Below are 16,524 nucleotides of genomic sequence, written 5' to 3' on the forward strand. Positions count from 1 at the left end.
ATGATTTCGCTTTTTTACTATTTGCTTATTCCGGAGAGTGACAGAAGAGGGTTATCCCACACCAAATCGAGATAACGGCTATGATGTTACGGATTATTACAGTGTAGATCCGCGTTTGGGAACATTAGGAGACTTTGTAGAATTTCTCCGTCAGGCAAACGATCGCGGTATGCGCGTTATTGTTGACTTAGTAATTAATCACACCTCGACTGACCATCCTTGGTTTCAAGCTGCTTGCAAAGATCCGCATTCTAAATACCGGAATTATTATGTATGGTCAGAGGAAAAACCGGCTGATGCTGAGTCAGGAATTATTTTCCCTGGCTATCAACAGAGTACTTGGACATATAATGAGGAAGCTGGAGCCTATTACTTTCACCGCTTCTTTGAGTATCAAGCAGATTTGAATATTGGTAATCCTCAAGTCCGCGAAGAATTCGACAAAATCATGGGATTTTGGCTGCAACTGGGGATTTCTGGCTTTAGAGTTGACGCGGCTCCGTTTTTAATTGAGCTAAAGGGTATTGAAAAACAGGCAGATATTAAAGACCCTTACCGTTATCTGCAACAGATGCGGAACTTTCTTTCCTGGCGACGAGGAGATGCGATCGTTCTGGCAGAAGCAAATGTCTCAATGGAGGATGTACCGAAATATTTCGACGATGGCGATAAGTTGCAGATGTTGTTTAGCTTTATCGTTAATCAGTATCTCATGCTTGCCTTGGCTCGCGAAGCAGCGGCTCCTCTTATAGAAGGATTGAAAGCACCGCCAGAGATTCCAGACATTTGTCAGTGGGCGCACTTTATCCGCAATCATGATGAATTGTCGTTAGACAAGCTCTCTAAATCAGAACAAGAAGAAATATTGACCAAATTTCATCAGAATAAAGAGCAGGTGTGGATTTACGATCGCGGTATTCGGCGTCGCTTTCCACCTTTGGTTCAAGGAGACGAGCGTCGGATTCGTTTGGCTTACAGCCTGATGTTTACTATGCCAGGAACACCAGTCCTGAGGGCGGGCGAAGAAATTGGTATGGGAGACGACTTATCGTTGAAACAACGCGATGCCAGCCGCACCCCAATGCAATGGTCAGCCGAGTCTAATGGAGGGTTCTCGACCGCTCCTAGCGATCGACTTATTCTCCCCGTCATCAAAGAAGGGGAATATGGCTACCCACACCTGAATGTCATTGCTCAAAGAAGAGATTCCAACTCACTTTTAAACTGGATGGAACGAGCAATTCGGATGCTTAAAGAATGTCCAGAGTTCGGTTGGGGAAGTTGGGAACTGATTGAGACAGATAACTCAGGAGTGTTAGCTCTACATTATCAGTGGCGCGATGGAACGGTTGTAGCCCTTCATAATCTGGCAAAAGATGGTTGTACAGTAACTCTCAAGTTTAGCGGCGATCGCGAATCCCATTGGATTGATTTGCTTGGAGATAAACCCTATGAGCCGATCGAACATCCAGAAAGCGGCATACAACTTGAAGGCTACGGCTACCGTTGGGTGCGTGTTGGTAGGGAACGCCTTTAAACCCACATTTCGCAGGTGCGATCGCTTTCGTGTTGTATTTTTGAAGTATGTATGAGTATTTCAGATTACAAATCAAAGTACAAGATTATCGATCGCTTGGGCATAGTGGCAGAGTCAAGGTAAGTCGCTTAGTGACCACCTGTTCCCTGCCTCCTGCCTTCTGCCTCCTTCACGACTTTGTTTTTAATTAAAAAATATTGAATGCAGTTGACAAATTCTTCTAATTCTAAAATTAAATTAGTAGTACCTTTAAAGTCTCGATCGCTAGCTAGTTGTTCTAGTTTGTCAGTTGCTAAGTACATAGCTGTGGCTCCAATGTTGACACTAGCACCTTTAAGATGATGAGTTTCTCGTGCTATTTGCCCAAAGTCATCAGCTGCGATCGCTGCTTTAATTATCTCTAAACGGGGTTTAATATCTTCAACGCATATTTGCAATAAATTTAATTCAAATTCTCGATCGTTTCCTGATATCTGATGCAAGTGTTCCCAATTAATTGCTAAGTCAGTGGAAACTGTCTGTTCATACACACCTGCCTCTTGCTGAGAAACGATCGCACCTGTCCAATATTCTAGAGTCTGTGCCAATTTTTCTTTAAATACTGGCTTACTCAAATAGTCGTCCATTCCGGCATTTAGACAAGTTTCTTCGTCTTCTTTCATCACATTAGCTGTCATCGCAATCACTACAGGACGATGACCCAATGCAAAAGCATCCTCTTGCCAACGATGAATTTCTTTTGTGGTTTCCAAACCGTCGAGAATTGGCATTTGGCAATCCATTAAAATCAAATCGTAAGGAATTTTTTCTAAGAGTTGCAAAACTTCTTTTCCATTTGCAACGACATCGGCTTTGTAGCCCAAACTCTGGAGTTGCTTTAGTGCTACTTTCTGATTCACCAAATTATCTTCGGCTAAGAGAATTCTTAACTTGGATTTAGTAGAAGGCTTAGGAGGACAGGAAGTAAGAATACTTGAAGTTTCTGTACTCGGAATTTCTTCTGTAGCCTCTAGCTTTCTGCCTCTACACCCTTGTTCTGATTCCGGCTGAGTTTCTAAAATATTTATGATCGTATCAAGGAGTCGTGATGGCTTAATCGGTTTGAATAAATAAGTAGCAAATCCGATTTTGAGCGCCTGTTGTACTTCATCCCGTTGATTAGTAGAGGCGAGCATAATCAAAGGGATCTTAGCAATTGCAGAATTGGCTGGAATTTGTTCTTTTATTGTCATGCCATTTGTTTGGGCTATTTGCATATCAACCAAGGCAACATGATATGATTTCCCCTGCTCGCTAGCTTGCTGAATAACTTTAACGGCCGCAGCAATACTGTCAGCTCGATCTACCTCCATTCCCCAATGAGTAGCTTGATGGGAGATAATTTTATAATTAGTAGTGTTGTTATCCACTACCAATAAGCGGCGATTTTGCAAAAGTCCGCGATCGCATTTTGGCTCAACAGGCTCAACTTGTTTGTTAAAAAGCAACTCAAACCAAAACTTAGATCCTTTGTCCATCTGACTTTCTACCCCAATCGTTCCTCCCATCAAAGTTACAAGTTGTTTACAGATGGCTAATCCCAAACCGGTACCACCATACTTGCGAGTGGTCGAAGCATCCACTTGGGTAAATGGCGTAAAGAGTTTGCGTTGGTCTTCAGTGCTAATGCCAAGCCCTGTATCTGTAATCGCAAAATGGATGGTGGCTGTAGTCAAAGAAAGCGATCGCAATTCGGCTTGCACTAATACCTCGCCAGCGCTGGTAAATTTGATGGCGTTGCTGATTAAGTTCATCAAAATTTGCCGCAACCTACCAGTATCTCCCTTGAGTTGAGTGGGAACGTTGCGATCGATTATTGCAGCAATTTCTAATCCCTTGTTATGGGCTGAAGGAGCCAATAATTCCACCACGTCTTCTACACAAGTGGATAGGTCAAAATCGAGAGTTTCGAGAGCCATCTCTCCAGCCTCAAGTTTGGAAAGATCCAAAATCTCGTTGATCAAACTTAAAAGAGCGTCTCCACTACTGCGAATTATTTCAATAAAATCTCGCTGTTCTTCGTCTAAAGGAGTATCTAACACCAAACTAGTCATCCCCAATACAGCGTTCATCGGAGTGCGAATTTCATGACTGATATTTGCCAAAAAGGCACTTTTCGTCTGAGAAGCTAATTCGGCTTGGCGACGGGCAATTTCAAGTTCTTGTCGCTGACGAGTTTCTGCTGCTAATAGTTGGGCTTGGGTCAAAGCAATACCTACTTGGTCGGCTATTTGCCGCAAAAGATCGGTTTCAAAACTAGACCAGTGGTGGGAATCGTCACACTGATGAACTATGAACAAACCGCTAAGTTCTTCTTTAACAAGAATAGGTACAACCAAATTGACTTTGACCCCAAACTGTTGCATTAATTCCAAATGGCTTTGTTCAACTTCCAAAAGATCCAAGTTATCCAGTCCGAAAACCTTGCCTTGACGGTACTGCTGTAGATAGTACTGTTGGAGATATTCTGCTTCAAAGTAGGGGGCGGCGTTATTTTGCTCTTTGATTGCTGGTAAGCCAGAAACTACTGCTTCAACAACGGTGTTTGCAGTAGTTTCTGGCATCAGCTGATAGATTAAAACTCGGTCAGTCTGGAGAATCTTTTGTACCTCTTCGACAGTGATTTGGAGAATTTCTTCAATGTCCAAAGATTGACGAATCTTCAGGGTGATTTCGGTAAATAGTTGCGATCGCAAATTTTGGCGTTGTATTTCTTCTTCAGCCTGTTTACGCTGGATAAATTGCCCTACTTGCTCGCCGATAGAATTCATCGTTTTTACTAAATCTTCGTCAAGAAGCTGGATTTCACGGTTAAAGCAGGTAATCACACCGAGGATTTTGTTACCACTGCGGATCGGAAAACCAAAAGCTGCATGTAGTCCTACTTGAGCAGCTATTTTGAAGTTAGGGAAATTAATATCTTTAGCGATATCAGCGATCCAAACCGATTCAGAACTAGCCCAAACCCGTCCAGGTAGTCCAATTCCGGGTGCAAAGGTGGTTTGCCGCTTCAGTATTTCAAACTCTTGCATTTCAATGGATGCTTTATGCCAGATATCGACAAAATGCAGCACATTTGCTTGCTCATCGATCATCCAAATTTCACCCAAATCCCATGCCAAACTCTCACAGATCCCTTGCAATATTTGGCGAGTAGCTTTGTTAATTGTGGCGGACTCTGCTAAAACGCGGGTTGCAGCATATTGTGCAGTCAGATGCTGTTGTGTTCGTTTGGCATCGGTAATGTCAATGCCAGTAGCAACTATGTATTCAACACAGCCCTCATAGTCTTTTAAGATGGTATTCGACCAGGCAATCAGCCGCCGACTACCATCTTTCATTACCCAATAATTTTCATAATTATTGAAAAGTTGACCAGATCCTAACTGGTCAAAAACTGCTTTAACTGGCTCCACCTCTTCAGGAAGTAGTAACAAGTTCCAGCTATACCTACCCCTCACCTCATCAAAAGAGTAACCAGTTATTTGCTCACAGGCTTGATTGAAACGAACGATTTGCCCTTGAGAATCGAGAACTATTACCAACGCACCAACCGTATCAAGGACTGCTGAGATAAAGTTGCGTTCTTGATTTAAGGTTTCTTCTGTTTTCTTCCGCTCAAGAACCTCACGATAGATCGAGTAGTAGACTACAGCAAGAACGATAAAACTTAGGCAAATAGCGATCGCCAATGTGAGAATTGTGTTCCGAGTCCAAATCTTTGCTGCTTGTGACTGCTGTCTAATTCGTCCCCTGTCCTCGTTTTCTATCTCAGCGATCGCCTTGCGGATATCATCCATAAGATTTTGTCGATCGTTTTTCAGCAGTACTTGCAACGCTGCCTCTAATCCCTGATTCTGGCGCAAATCGATAGTTTGTTTTAGTTCAGTAAGTTTAGCCGTTATTAGAAATTCAAGCGTTGCCATCTGCTTTTGTTGATTCGGTTGAGCTGCTGTGAAATTCTTCAGCTTGGCAATTTCTCGATCGACGTTACTAAGTGCTGTTTGATACGATTTTAGATAAAGTTTATCTCCAGTGAAGATGTAACTACGTTGCCCAATTTCAGCATCCTTTACCTGGGACAGTATTTCCTCTTGGCTGTTAAGTTTTTTATAAGTGTTTGTGACTATACTGCGATTAAAATTACTAAATACTCTTGTATTTTGATAAGAAACCACCCCAATCAAAACTAAAATTATTGACGACAAACCAAAGCTTGCTGCAATCTTTTTGAAAAATTGCTTGCGTACCTTCTGTACCTGGTTGCTTTTCTTGGAAGCAAGTACCAAACTTGCTAAATTTCGGCGCAATTCCAGTTGTTTTATGACTTGACGAGCTAAAGTTTGTAATGCCTCTATTTGTTCTAAATAAAGTTCTCGTGGTACGTAGTCAATTACACACAGCGTTCCGAGGGCGTATCCTTCAGGGTTAGTTAAAGGTACACCAGCATAAAACCGAATATTTGGGTCAGATGTCACCAGTGGATTTGTTGCAAACCGTTCGTCATTTTTTGTATCAGGCACTACCAAAACATCAGACTGGAGAATGGCATAGGCACAGAATGCGAAATCTCGGTGCGTTTCTGAGGTATCCAAACCGACTTTTGATTTGAACCATTGGCGATTTGTATCAATTAAGCTAATTAAGGCAATAGGAGTCTGACAAATATACGAGGCTAAACGAGTCAGATCGTCAAAGGTGGCTTCCGATGGCGTATCGAGAATCTTATACTGCAAAACTGCATCGATTCTCTGGGCTTCGTTATCAGGTAATGGTGCTTTCATCCTTGAGCCTTATCTACATTCTGGGGAGTGGGGGAGCAGGGGAGCAGGGGAGCAGGGGAGCAGGGGAGAGTTCTTGTACAAGTTTTTTCCCCTCTGCCCCTTTGCCCATCCGCCCCTTTGTCCCTCTGCTCTTGTGCCCCATGCCCAATTTGTTCAATAAACTTACCTTAATTAATGACAATAGTTTACTTAAAAGCGTTAGCGTAATTTTACTGACTTATATGTTGTTAAATAATCGATCAAATGCTTAAGTCTCTGCTGTATTTTTTGTGGGCTGGCTTATTGGAAATTGGGGGCGGCTACTTAATCTGGTTGTGGTTGCGCGAAGGTAAGCCGTTCTGGTTGGGGATATTGGGAGGAATTGCTTTAGCTTTCTATGGGGTTATTGCAACTCTCCAACCAACAAATTTTGGCAGAGTCTATGCGGCTTATGGCGGCGTGTTTATCGCAATGGCAATGCTTTGGGGTTGGAAGGTAGACGGGGTAACTCCAGACCGCTACGACTTAATCGGAGTATGTTTAGCTTTAGTAAGTGTTTTAATTATCATGTTTGCCCCCAGAAGTTAAGTAAAATTTCTAGATTATTTTGAACTTTTATAGTGTTCCCTGTTAAACAACTAATAATCTCACGCAAAATTGCAAAAGTTTTTTCGCAACTAACCTGTTAGAAGCAGGCATCTAGATATCTACGTGTTTATCAGGGAAATATAAAGAGAATTCATGATGCAGCATTTTGTAACTAGATGAGGTCTACTTCTCCCCAACCCTCAGGCTACTTGCTTCTCTCTTCTCTAAGATGACGATCGCGATCGCACAAGTAGGATATTTCTCTACCTCATTTTGGCGTAGCCTCTGTCTTTGTACCCTGTTCGCGATCGCACGAGAAGTTGAAATTTGCTGCATATTTGGGCAAATTATCGGAAAATACTGACAATAATTTACAATACTCGTCACATATCACAATTATTTTGGTTTGTAACAGTAAGTAACTAAAAATTCGTAATTTTGTCCGGCTTGAATAAAATACTATTCTTCTATTCTTTAAAAAAAAAGATGCAATGTAATGATTGCGTGTTTATACGCTAATTTAAATCTTGGCAACTACAATCAGGTATATATTTTTGTTAACATTTCAAGAAAATTCAAGTTAAGTAACTTTCAAGACAAAAATGTGTCAATAAAAGTAATCAAATGTAGTTAAGGATACAAATTCTTGGTGTTTAGGAAGAAAAAAAAGTGTTGAAGAAAGTTGTGATGATTGGAGCTATCACCCTACTATTTTTAGGAGGGCCGTTGATGGGCAATGCTTTTGCCCAAACCCCAACTGCTGCCCCACCTACTGCTGATACTGGAGACACAGCATTTATGCTGATTTCAGCAGCACTTGTGCTGCTAATGACACCAGGATTGGCGTTTTTCTATGGTGGATTTGTGCGATCGCGCAACATCCTAAACACATTGATGATGAGCTTTGTGTTAATGGCAATCGTCGGAGTTACCTGGATTCTGTGGGGCTATAGTCTTGCCTTTGCGCCAGGTTTACCATTTATCGGTGGATTGCAATGGCTGGGGTTGAATGGTGTCGGATTAGAGATAACCGATTATCTCAAAGGATCAAACCCGCCGGAAGTCGTCTCTTATGCCGGCACAATACCCCATCAGGCATTCATGATCTACCAAGCCATGTTTGCCATTATCACCCCAGCCTTAATTTCTGGGGCGATCGCAGAGCGGATGAGTTTCCGCGCCTATTCGCTGTTTGTCCTCCTGTGGTCAACCTTTGTTTACGCTCCCCTAGCCCACATGGTATGGGCGAAAGGTGGATTTTTAGGTTTGTACGGTGGATTGGGTGCCCTAGACTTTGCAGGTGGCACAGTAGTTCATATTAGTTCTGGCGTTTCAGCCCTGGTAGCTGCGATCGTCCTTGGCCCTCGGAAAACCCATCCCGATCGCCTTAGCCCACCGCACAATGTTCCGTTTATTTTGCTGGGAGCTGGCTTGTTGTGGTTTGGTTGGTTCGGTTTCAACGCTGGGAGTGCCCTATCTGCTGCCAGTGGAACTTCTGGTAATGTAGTCACAAATTTAGCAACAACAGCCTTTGTTGCTACTAATACAGCGGCGGCGGCGGCGGCTTTAATGTGGCTAATTTTGGAGAGTGTTTTACGAGGTAAACCGACCGCAGTGGGAGCAGCTACAGGAGCTGTTGCTGGTTTGGTGGGTATTACCCCCGCCGCCGGATTTGTCACACCGTTATCAGCGATTTTAATTGGTTTCATCACCGCCTTTGTTTGCTTCTATGCGATCAGTTTTAAGCACAAACTAGAAATTGACGATGCTTTAGATACTTATCCCGTGCATGGGGTTGGTGGTACAGTAGGGGCGATTTTGACGGCTATCTTTGCCACGACTCAAGTCAACGGAGGAGGTAAAGATGGAGTACTGCGTGGTAATTTGGGTGAATTGGGAGTTGAACTAGTAGCAATTGTCGTTGCCTATGTAATCGCAGGTATTGGTACGTGGATTATTCTCAAAGTTATCGATGCTACAGTCGGGCTGCGAGTCAAAGAGGAAGCTGAATTGCAAGGTATGGATATCAACGAACACGGCGAAGAAGGTTACAACTCCGAGTTTGGCGATCGTCCTACTCAGTAGAGAGTGCTGTTAGCGTCAGCGCGGCGTTTAGGCCGTGCTGAGTGCTGAGTTAGGAGTTAGGAGTTGCTTCCCCAATGCCCAATTTAACTGAGTTCGATGAACCTCTCCCTCCCAACCTCCCTCTCCCACGGGGAAAGGGAGGAGCAACGAGAAATTAGGGTTTTGGCTCCCCTCTCCGTGTCGGAGAGGGGTTGGGGAAGAGGTCAAAAAAGGGCTTGTCGAACTCACGCAATTTAAGATTGTGTAATTTGCGATCGCTAGCGTTAAAATTTGATTCAAATAATTGGTAAATTTCGCTAGTCGTGTCTACATCTGTAAAAACCTTTCCTATCTGGGCATTGTTCTCGCTGTTAACCAACGGCATCCTAATGTTGGCGGTCATTCTGCTCATTTGGCAACAGCAGAGATTGGCCGCTTTTTTTGGGATAATCGCATCCCCACAGCCAATCAACCTAAATAATTCACCGCAAATTGCTACACCTGATTTAGGTCGCCGTCATCAACTCACTTATCAAGAGTGGCTAGATATCCTCAATCAAGAAGCCAAGGTTGCCGCTGACCAACATCCTCCGCATTTAACCATCCTAGCGGGAGATTCTCTAAGTTTGTGGTTTCCCCCTGAGTTATTACCCGAAGGTAAAAATTGGCTCAATCAAGGAATTTCTGGCGAAACCAGCAACGGACTTTTAAAAAGATTAAAAATATTTGACCGCACCCAGCCAGAGGTGATTTTTGTAATGATTGGCATTAATGACTTAATTCGGGGTATGAGCAATGGGGAAATTTTAGATAATCAGCGGCAAATTATCAATTACCTACGAAAGACTCATCCCACAGCGCAAATTGTTGTCCAATCGATTTTGCCACATGGGGCAGAAGCAGCAACTTGGAAAGGACGAGATAAACTATTGGCTGTTGCCAATAGTCGCATTCGCCAGTTAAATCAGCAACTACAAAGCATATCTACCAAAAAAGGTGTAAAATACCTCGATTTACATCCCCTGTTTACCAACAAGCAAGGAAATCTCCGCCGCGAATTTACTACTGATGGTTTACATTTAAGTCCTGAAGGCTATATGGTTTGGCGTTCTGCATTGCAGATTTATAGCGAGATTGAATTAAAACCTCAGCAAGAACAAGAGGGGAAAAGGTTAAAGGGTAAAGGGTAAAGGCATTAAATCCTTTTTCCTTTGCCCCTCTCTGATAATATCTTTGAAGACAACTCTGTATCAATCGCGTCTAGGCGCGAGAAAATAAGAAATAGTGGTTTAAATAGACAAATCTAATGGATACAAAAGCTTTTAAGCGCAACCTCCAACATTCAGAAAATTACAATCGCAAGGGCTTTGGTCATCAAGCAGAAGTTGCCACGCAGTTGCAATCTGAGTATCAGAGTAACTTGATTCAGGAAATTCGCGATCGCAATTACACTCTACAACGGGGTGATGTGACAATCCGACTAGCACAAGCCTTTGGCTTTTGCTGGGGTGTAGAACGTGCTGTGGCTATGGCCTATGAAACTCGTCAGCATTTTCCCACAGAAAACATCTGGATTACTAACGAAATTATCCACAACCCTTCTGTAAATAAGCGGATGCAGGAGATGGAAGTAGAATTCATCCCCATTCAAGAAAAGAATAAAGACTTTTCTGTTGTTGGAATTGGTGATGTAGTCATATTACCCGCTTTTGGGGCTAGCGTTCAAGAAATGCAGATACTTCACGATAAAGGCTGCAAAATTGTTGATACAACTTGTCCTTGGGTATCTAAAGTTTGGAATACAGTAGAAAAACACAAAAAAATCGATTATACATCAATAATTCACGGTAAATATAAGCACGAAGAAACAGTTGCGACTAGTTCCTTCGCTGGCAAGTATTTAATTGTGTTAAATTTGCAAGAAGCAGAATATGTTGCTGACTATATTATCAATGGTGGCAACCGTGAAGAATTTCTGACAAAATTTGCTAAAGCTTGTTCAGCAGGATTTGACCCCGATCGCGATTTAGAAAGAGTTGGCATTGCTAACCAAACTACCATGCTTAAAGGCGAAACTGAGCAAATCGGCAAGCTTTTCGAGCGAACTATGTTACAGAAGTATGGCCCCACTGAGTTAAATCAGCATTTCCAAAGCTTCAACACCATTTGTGATGCCACTCAAGAACGGCAAGATGCCATGTTGGAATTAGTGGAACATAATTTAGATTTGATGGTAGTAATTGGTGGGTTTAATTCCTCGAATACTACTCAGTTGCAACAAATTGCCTTTGAGCGAGGAATTCCTTCTTACCATATTGATACTGCTGAACGCCTTAAATCGGTATATTCTATTGAACATCGGCAATTAAATGGGCAGTTAAGAACTACAGATAACTGGTTGCCTGATGGGGAAATTGTTGTAGGCATTACTTCTGGTGCTTCTACCCCTGATAAAGTAGTAGAAGATGTAATTGAGAAGATTTTTAAATTAAAAGCAACGGCAGCACTAGTTTAAAAGTTCTCAGAGGGACTTCCAAATAAAAACATCCAATTACTTATGAGGTGGGCAGCATTCGACTGAACAAAGCCAAAGTCTTGCCCGCCTTACAAAAGTATTTTTGCTGTATTATGCAGACTGCAATAATCCCGAATTCTTACTTCTGAATTCTTCAAGTGTTTGCAATTGCCAAGATAATGAGTGAGGTACAAGAACTGCATCCTTAACCTCTCTTTGCAAGCGAGGAAAGGACTATAATGTACCTTCACCACGATCGATAAATACTATATTTATTTACACATCACGCGTTTTGAAAAAATTATAGATAGCAAGGCCAATAGCTAAAAGCAACACTGCATGAATGAGATTTCCGGCAATATGAAGTGCCAGTCCTAATGCCCAAAAAGCAACCAGTATAACAACAATACCCCAAAGTATACTCAACATATTATTTGTTCTGAATTAAATCAGTTTTAATTTGTTCAAATATTTTACTCCCTAGCTTCACTTTTCTCTATTTGCCTTAAGAAAGATTATTTTGAGTGATGGCGCACAGTCATTTACTATGCTTAATCTTTCGTTACTATTTAATTAGATAAAGGTAGCGGTTTTGAACTGTCAGTTAGCTGCCCCCATCACTATCTCAAGCGACAGGATTGCTTTATAGTCGGAGTCTGTGCGAGTTGCGCCATAATTGCCACTAATCAACCGCAACCGTCGTGCGATCGCCTGCAAGCTAGCAATTATTGAGTCACGTCCAAAAACGGCAACAAACCAGGGAATACCAGCAGCAGGCATCCAAAATTGACAGTAACTTTTGTAGGCATTTTCAATTAACTAATTTTGTGGTTTTAATTTCCTCGCTTCCAACAAGCGGCAAGTTTTTTTGACTAGCTATTTTGGTGATTCTGGCATGACTTTAGAGGTTTACAAGAATTAACGCTTCTAGCCATTGGGATAATAAATATCTCTACCGAAAGAACTATAAAAATTTCATCACAATTTCATTATTGGATGAAATCTTTAAAGGATAAATTCAGTTGTATGTCTTTCTTAAGCTAGAGATAACTTTTATAATATTTTTTATATTGATTGATTTATGCAAGACTCATATTGAATTTTTGCAAAACTAGTAGATAATAAGTACAAAGTCTGTTGAATATGTCTAGTCAAACCGATGTACAAGTACAAAGAATTAGAGCTATTGGCTTAACAGTGACAAACTGCGATCGCTCTTTGAAATTCTATACACAAGCACTTGCTTTTGAACTAGTTTCTGACATTACTGTTGAAGGACAAGATTACAGCGACTTAGAAGGTGTGACTGGGGGAAAAATTCGCATTGTTACTTTACGATTAGGTGATGAACTTATCGAGTTGATGGAATATCTTAATATTCAGGGTAAACCCATCCCCAGCGATTCACAAAGTAATGACTTGTGGTTTCAACATCTGGCGATTGTGGTGAGTGATATGGCTCGTGCTTATGCTCACTTGCGTTCATTTCCCATTGAACCAATTTCAGTTGCTCCCCAGACAATACCCCCTGAAAATAAAACATCTGGTGGTGTCCGCGCTTTTAAGTTTAAAGACCCTGATGGTCATGATTTAGAGTTAATTTGGTTTCCGCCTGATAAAGGAAAAGATAAATGGCATCAAAATAGTCATCGCTTATTTTTAGGAATCGATCATAGTGCGATCGCAATTTCCAATACCGAGCAGAGTCTACACTTTTACTGCGACCTCCTGGGAATGCAAATTGATAGCCGCAGTCTCAACTGGCGTGCAACCCAATCTCGCTTGGATAATTTACCAGGAGCCGAAGTCAAAATTACAACATTGCGACCTGTTCAAGATGGTGTAGGAATTGAACTATTAGACTATATTGTGCCTAAAAAAGGCCGCCCAATGCCGAGTGATTGGAAAAGCTGCGATATTGCACATATGCAAATTGAGCTTGTTGTAAATAATCTTGAGCAGTTAGTGGATAAGCTACGGCGTAACAAAGTTCACTTTGTATCGTCGCGGATTATACAGTTTGCAGATAGTACAAGTCCTTATCGGCAAGGTTGTCTAGTTAAAGATCCTGATGGACACGCAATCTTGCTAATTGCGGAATCTTGATGTGGGAAGCGGTGGGTCGTTGATTGGCTATAATGCTTGTAGTGAGTAGGACATAAATAAAAATGTCAGAAAAAACTTTCGATATTGCTTACTTATTTGATAATTTACTTGAGTTATTATCATATATCCAAAATAATGTTGAAATTACGCTAACTCGTCAAAGGGTTCCTTGGGCAAAGGTTTTACCTCTGTCTCAAGCAGAGTCTACAGTTGAAAAAGCAAGTTTAAATCATGGCTCGATGGTGATGAGTAGTGAAGATATCTTAGAACCCAGAGTTGCAGGTTTTTAGCAAGGACAGGTTAAGATTTCTGATGATTTTGATGAAACTTCCGAAGAGGTGATTGCTGCTTTTTATGGGGAAGATTAATGAGTTTTCTGCTAGATACTCATATCCTGCTATGGTTTTTAGAAAATGATTCTAAGTTGTCAAATCAGGTACGAGAGATAATTACTAATCCTGAAAATTTAATTTTCGTCAGTGCTATTAGTGCTTGGAAAATTTCGATTAAACAGTCTTTAGGAAAGTTAATAGCTACTAGTAATTTAAAGGAGGCTTTGCGCTTTAGTCGATTACGTTGGCACATGGAATAAAGGTTGCTGATTTGCCAATGTATCATAAAAATCCTTTTAATCGGATGTTAATTGCTCAGGCTTTGGTAGAAGGTCTAACGATAATTACTGTAGATCAAAAGTTTAAATTTTATGATGTGGCGTTGTTAATAACTGAATCATAAATATGATGATTCACCTTCCAAAAATCGAAGCATCAAGCGAATAAGCACCAGGGCCTAAAACTGCGATCGCAATCAGCATAACGCAATACATAAAAGCTTTTTCCCAACTTGGCGGTTCACCTTGTCCTAAAGCACCTTGATACTGTTCTTGAGGAATTAAGTATGGATCTTGAGCTACAAAAGGCTTACCTCCAGTAATGTGCAAATATATCGCAAAAATCATTGAGCAGAGAATGGGCAAAGTTGCTAAGAGTGTGAGGAATCCAATAATCAGAAAAATTCCGCCACCTAACATCGATGCAGCTGATAAAAAGCAAAGAAAGACAGGCGTTTTTAGAGACTCAGCCCACCGTCGAAGATGCGTTATTTTGGGATAGCCGTGTAATATAAACAACCAGCCAAGGCTAACTCTGAGAAGTAAAAGTGCCAATCCTGGGAATCCGTCAGGATACACAGGAGAAAGTGAACTTAACAAGTGTGGACTTAGCTGTGGGAAATTAAATGCAGCTAGGAAAAAAACGAGTTCCTTCGGAATAGCTTTGTTTAACGCTACACCCAACCCAAATTGATCAATCATAGCTGTACACCACGAGTATTAAGGTTGATAACATATAACGAATGACCAGCTGTGATAAATAAGCGATCGCCTTCTTGACCACCAAAAGTCAGGTTAGCTGATGTCTCCGGTACAAAAATTTTTCCTAAGCGAGTTCCATCGGGGGCGTATATCTGCACGCTATCTTGAGAACTAGTAAAAACATTGCCATGTTCGTCAACCCGCAGTCCATCCGGTTGTCCTGGCTCAATGACTGCAAATACACGCCCATTTTTTAGATAGCGCTCGTCTACAACCTCATAAACACGAATATGATGAGGCCCCCCAGGAATATTAAACGCAGCTGTATCTGAAACATACAGCATACTTTCGTCTGGACTGAAAGCCAACCCATTAGGGCGCACCATGTCTGTTACTACAGGATAAATCTCACCAGTTACCGAGTCGAAGCGATATACGTAACTTCCAGGTTGCTCCTGTTCGCCGCCGTAACCTTGATTTGGCTCAGTAATCCCATAAGGCGGATCGGTGAACCAAATTGTACCGTCGCTTTTGACTACCAAATCATTTGGACTGTTCAGGCGTTTACCTTGGTAGCGATCGACTAAAACCTTCCATTCACCATTTTGTTCGCGTCGGATAATAGCACGCAAACCAGAGGAACAGGCAACCAGACGACCTTCTAAGTCTCGATAATTACCGCTTTGGTAATCAGATGGATCTCGTAGGACAGTCACATTGTCAGTAGCACTCCACCGCAACAGGCGATTGCCGTGAGCATCGCTCCACACAACAGTGTCATCTTCATGGAAGTAAACAGGCCCCTCGCTATGGACTGCACCGTTGGCAAGCTTTTGAAGTGAGGCTTCTGGGCGTACAATAGCACGCAGGCGATCGTCATAAATCTCAATGGCTTCAGGCATAGAAATCTCCTGTTATTTAACTTGGCTACTGACGATAAATAGCAGGCCTAAATTAATACTAAAATATTGTGTTAATTTCTACTTAATATCGTGCAACAAACTGAGTGTAAAATTTTCAGCTATTTTCATCAGTTACTAAATACAAGATTGAAGTTAATGATTATAAAGCTAATTCTTACTATATCGATCTCTATTAACATTGAAACATAGATATAGATTGCACCAAAATACTATGTTTGTTTAAGATAAATCTTTTGTAACACAATTGAATTAATAGCTTCATCAAATGCCAAGCAAAAATTATTTACTATTTTTGTAAATATATTACATAGCTAATTCACACAATACAAATAAAAAATGAAATTACAATGAAATATTAACCTGTCTTTAGGCATAAATAAATATTAATCCATTAGAGAGAAGTAATATTGTAATTCAAGCTTTAATCTAAGCATAATAATCTGTCTTTAGAGGGTGTTTGAAAAGCTACAGTTATTGGTCAAAGTGTCTAATACCCCTCACTAATCCTCCTTGTAAATCTACGGTGTATACACAAGTCGCAAGTAGCTGATAAATCTTGGTTTTACCCCACCCTAACCCTCCCCTTATAAAGGGAAGGTAACAACATTTGTTCTGTTTCCCCCCTTTATAAGGCTTGTCATTACCAACATCTTTTAAAGTGAGGTAGGGATGTAATA

General features: G+C 41.3%; 14 protein-coding genes. 8 read left to right on the forward strand and 6 right to left on the reverse strand.

The features are described from left to right. Positions 1-37 precede the first annotated feature (37 nt). Positions 38-1,537: an alpha-amylase family protein gene (locus RM368_RS35665; RefSeq protein ID WP_322698432.1), complete on the forward strand. Its 1,500-nt coding sequence runs from the start codon at positions 38-40 to the stop codon at positions 1,535-1,537. Positions 1,538-1,665: 128 nt separating this feature from the next. On the opposite strand, the gene RM368_RS35670 is transcribed toward RM368_RS35665, so the two are convergent. Beyond that, entirely contained in the window at positions 1,666-6,360 is a 4,695-nt protein-coding gene (locus tag RM368_RS35670) for a GAF domain-containing protein (RefSeq protein WP_322698433.1), read from the reverse strand. 243 nt (positions 6,361-6,603) lie between these two features. On the opposite strand from RM368_RS35670, the gene RM368_RS35675 reads away from it, so the two are divergent. After that, positions 6,604-6,927 (forward strand): YnfA family protein, encoded by a 324-nt coding sequence (locus tag RM368_RS35675; protein WP_322698434.1) that lies wholly within the window; start codon positions 6,604-6,606, stop codon positions 6,925-6,927. Between the two features lie 183 nt (positions 6,928-7,110). Here the strand turns inward: RM368_RS35675 and RM368_RS35680 are convergent, their stop codons facing one another. Next, positions 7,111-7,263 (reverse strand): hypothetical protein, encoded by a 153-nt coding sequence (locus RM368_RS35680; protein WP_322698435.1) that lies wholly within the window; start codon positions 7,261-7,263, stop codon positions 7,111-7,113. Positions 7,264-7,614: 351 nt separating this feature from the next. Here RM368_RS35680 and RM368_RS35685 point away from each other — a divergent pair, with 351 nt between their 5' ends. The 3 genes from RM368_RS35685 (at position 7,615) to RM368_RS35695 (ending at position 11,506) form a co-directional block, all read left to right on the forward strand. Next, the gene (locus RM368_RS35685) at positions 7,615-9,012 is read left to right on the forward strand and encodes an ammonium transporter (RefSeq protein WP_416212285.1); all 1,398 of its coding nucleotides are present in this window, start codon (positions 7,615-7,617) and stop codon (positions 9,010-9,012) included. Positions 9,013-9,314: 302 nt separating this feature from the next. Further along, complete coding sequence (locus tag RM368_RS35690; RefSeq protein WP_322698437.1) at positions 9,315-10,181, forward strand: SGNH/GDSL hydrolase family protein; 867 nt, start codon at positions 9,315-9,317, stop codon at positions 10,179-10,181. A 116-nt stretch (positions 10,182-10,297) separates the two neighbouring features. Beyond that, positions 10,298-11,506 (forward strand): 4-hydroxy-3-methylbut-2-enyl diphosphate reductase, encoded by a 1,209-nt coding sequence (locus RM368_RS35695; protein WP_322698438.1) that lies wholly within the window; start codon positions 10,298-10,300, stop codon positions 11,504-11,506. 276 nt (positions 11,507-11,782) lie between these two features. Here the strand turns inward: RM368_RS35695 and RM368_RS35700 are convergent, their stop codons facing one another. Together RM368_RS35700 and RM368_RS35705 are read right to left on the reverse strand one after the other, a co-directional pair. Further along, complete coding sequence (locus tag RM368_RS35700) at positions 11,783-11,935, reverse strand: lmo0937 family membrane protein (RefSeq protein WP_322670168.1); 153 nt, start codon at positions 11,933-11,935, stop codon at positions 11,783-11,785. A gap of 171 nt (positions 11,936-12,106) precedes the next feature. Next, positions 12,107-12,286 carry a hypothetical protein gene (locus RM368_RS35705; RefSeq protein WP_322698439.1) on the reverse strand — a complete coding sequence of 60 codons (180 nt, stop codon included), beginning with the start codon at positions 12,284-12,286 and terminating at the stop codon, positions 12,107-12,109. A gap of 363 nt (positions 12,287-12,649) precedes the next feature. Here RM368_RS35705 and RM368_RS35710 point away from each other — a divergent pair, with 363 nt between their 5' ends. From RM368_RS35710 to RM368_RS35720, 3 genes are all read left to right on the forward strand, one after another. Continuing rightward, complete coding sequence (locus tag RM368_RS35710) at positions 12,650-13,612, forward strand: VOC family protein (RefSeq protein ID WP_322698440.1); 963 nt, start codon at positions 12,650-12,652, stop codon at positions 13,610-13,612. A 62-nt stretch (positions 13,613-13,674) separates the two neighbouring features. After that, positions 13,675-13,902 carry a hypothetical protein gene (locus RM368_RS35715; protein WP_322698441.1) on the forward strand — a complete coding sequence of 76 codons (228 nt, stop codon included), beginning with the start codon at positions 13,675-13,677 and terminating at the stop codon, positions 13,900-13,902. 77 nt (positions 13,903-13,979) lie between these two features. Next, positions 13,980-14,204, forward strand: a complete 225-nt coding sequence (locus RM368_RS35720) for a type II toxin-antitoxin system VapC family toxin (RefSeq protein WP_322698442.1) — start codon at positions 13,980-13,982, stop codon at positions 14,202-14,204. A gap of 153 nt (positions 14,205-14,357) precedes the next feature. Here the strand turns inward: RM368_RS35720 and RM368_RS35725 are convergent, their stop codons facing one another. Together RM368_RS35725 and RM368_RS35730 are read right to left on the reverse strand one after the other, a co-directional pair. Continuing rightward, positions 14,358-14,924, reverse strand: coding sequence for a DoxX family protein (locus RM368_RS35725; RefSeq protein WP_322698443.1), 567 nt, complete (start codon positions 14,922-14,924; stop codon positions 14,358-14,360). After that, a complete protein-coding gene (locus RM368_RS35730; RefSeq protein ID WP_322698444.1) occupies positions 14,921-15,826 on the reverse strand; it encodes an SMP-30/gluconolactonase/LRE family protein in 906 nt (301 codons plus the stop codon). Before RM368_RS35730 ends, RM368_RS35725 begins: the two co-directional genes overlap by 4 nt. Positions 15,827-16,524: the final 698 nt, after the last annotated feature.

The sequence above is a fragment of the Nostoc sp. DedSLP03 genome, from assembly GCF_034530815.1.
Classification (GTDB): Bacteria; Cyanobacteriota; Cyanobacteriia; order Cyanobacteriales; family Nostocaceae; genus Nostoc.

Excerpts from the sequence above, each read along its gene's own strand:
- RM368_RS35670 (WP_322698433.1), bottom strand. The coding sequence starts at position 6,360 with ATGAAAGCACCATTACCTGATAACGAAGCCCAGAGAATCGATGCAGTT.
- RM368_RS35675 (WP_322698434.1), top strand. The coding sequence starts at position 6,604 with ATGCTTAAGTCTCTGCTGTATTTTTTGTGGGCTGGCTTATTGGAAATT.
- RM368_RS35680 (WP_322698435.1), bottom strand. The coding sequence starts at position 7,263 with ATGCAGCAAATTTCAACTTCTCGTGCGATCGCGAACAGGGTACAAAGA.
- RM368_RS35685 (WP_416212285.1), top strand. The coding sequence starts at position 7,615 with ATGATTGGAGCTATCACCCTACTATTTTTAGGAGGGCCGTTGATGGGC.
- RM368_RS35695 (WP_322698438.1), top strand. The coding sequence starts at position 10,298 with ATGGATACAAAAGCTTTTAAGCGCAACCTCCAACATTCAGAAAATTAC.
- RM368_RS35700 (WP_322670168.1), bottom strand. The coding sequence starts at position 11,935 with ATGTTGAGTATACTTTGGGGTATTGTTGTTATACTGGTTGCTTTTTGG.
- RM368_RS35705 (WP_322698439.1), bottom strand. The coding sequence starts at position 12,286 with ATGCCTGCTGCTGGTATTCCCTGGTTTGTTGCCGTTTTTGGACGTGAC.
- RM368_RS35710 (WP_322698440.1), top strand. The coding sequence starts at position 12,650 with ATGTCTAGTCAAACCGATGTACAAGTACAAAGAATTAGAGCTATTGGC.
- RM368_RS35715 (WP_322698441.1), top strand. The coding sequence starts at position 13,675 with ATGTCAGAAAAAACTTTCGATATTGCTTACTTATTTGATAATTTACTT.
- RM368_RS35720 (WP_322698442.1), top strand. The coding sequence starts at position 13,980 with ATGAGTTTTCTGCTAGATACTCATATCCTGCTATGGTTTTTAGAAAAT.
- RM368_RS35725 (WP_322698443.1), bottom strand. The coding sequence starts at position 14,924 with ATGATTGATCAATTTGGGTTGGGTGTAGCGTTAAACAAAGCTATTCCG.
- RM368_RS35730 (WP_322698444.1), bottom strand. The coding sequence starts at position 15,826 with ATGCCTGAAGCCATTGAGATTTATGACGATCGCCTGCGTGCTATTGTA.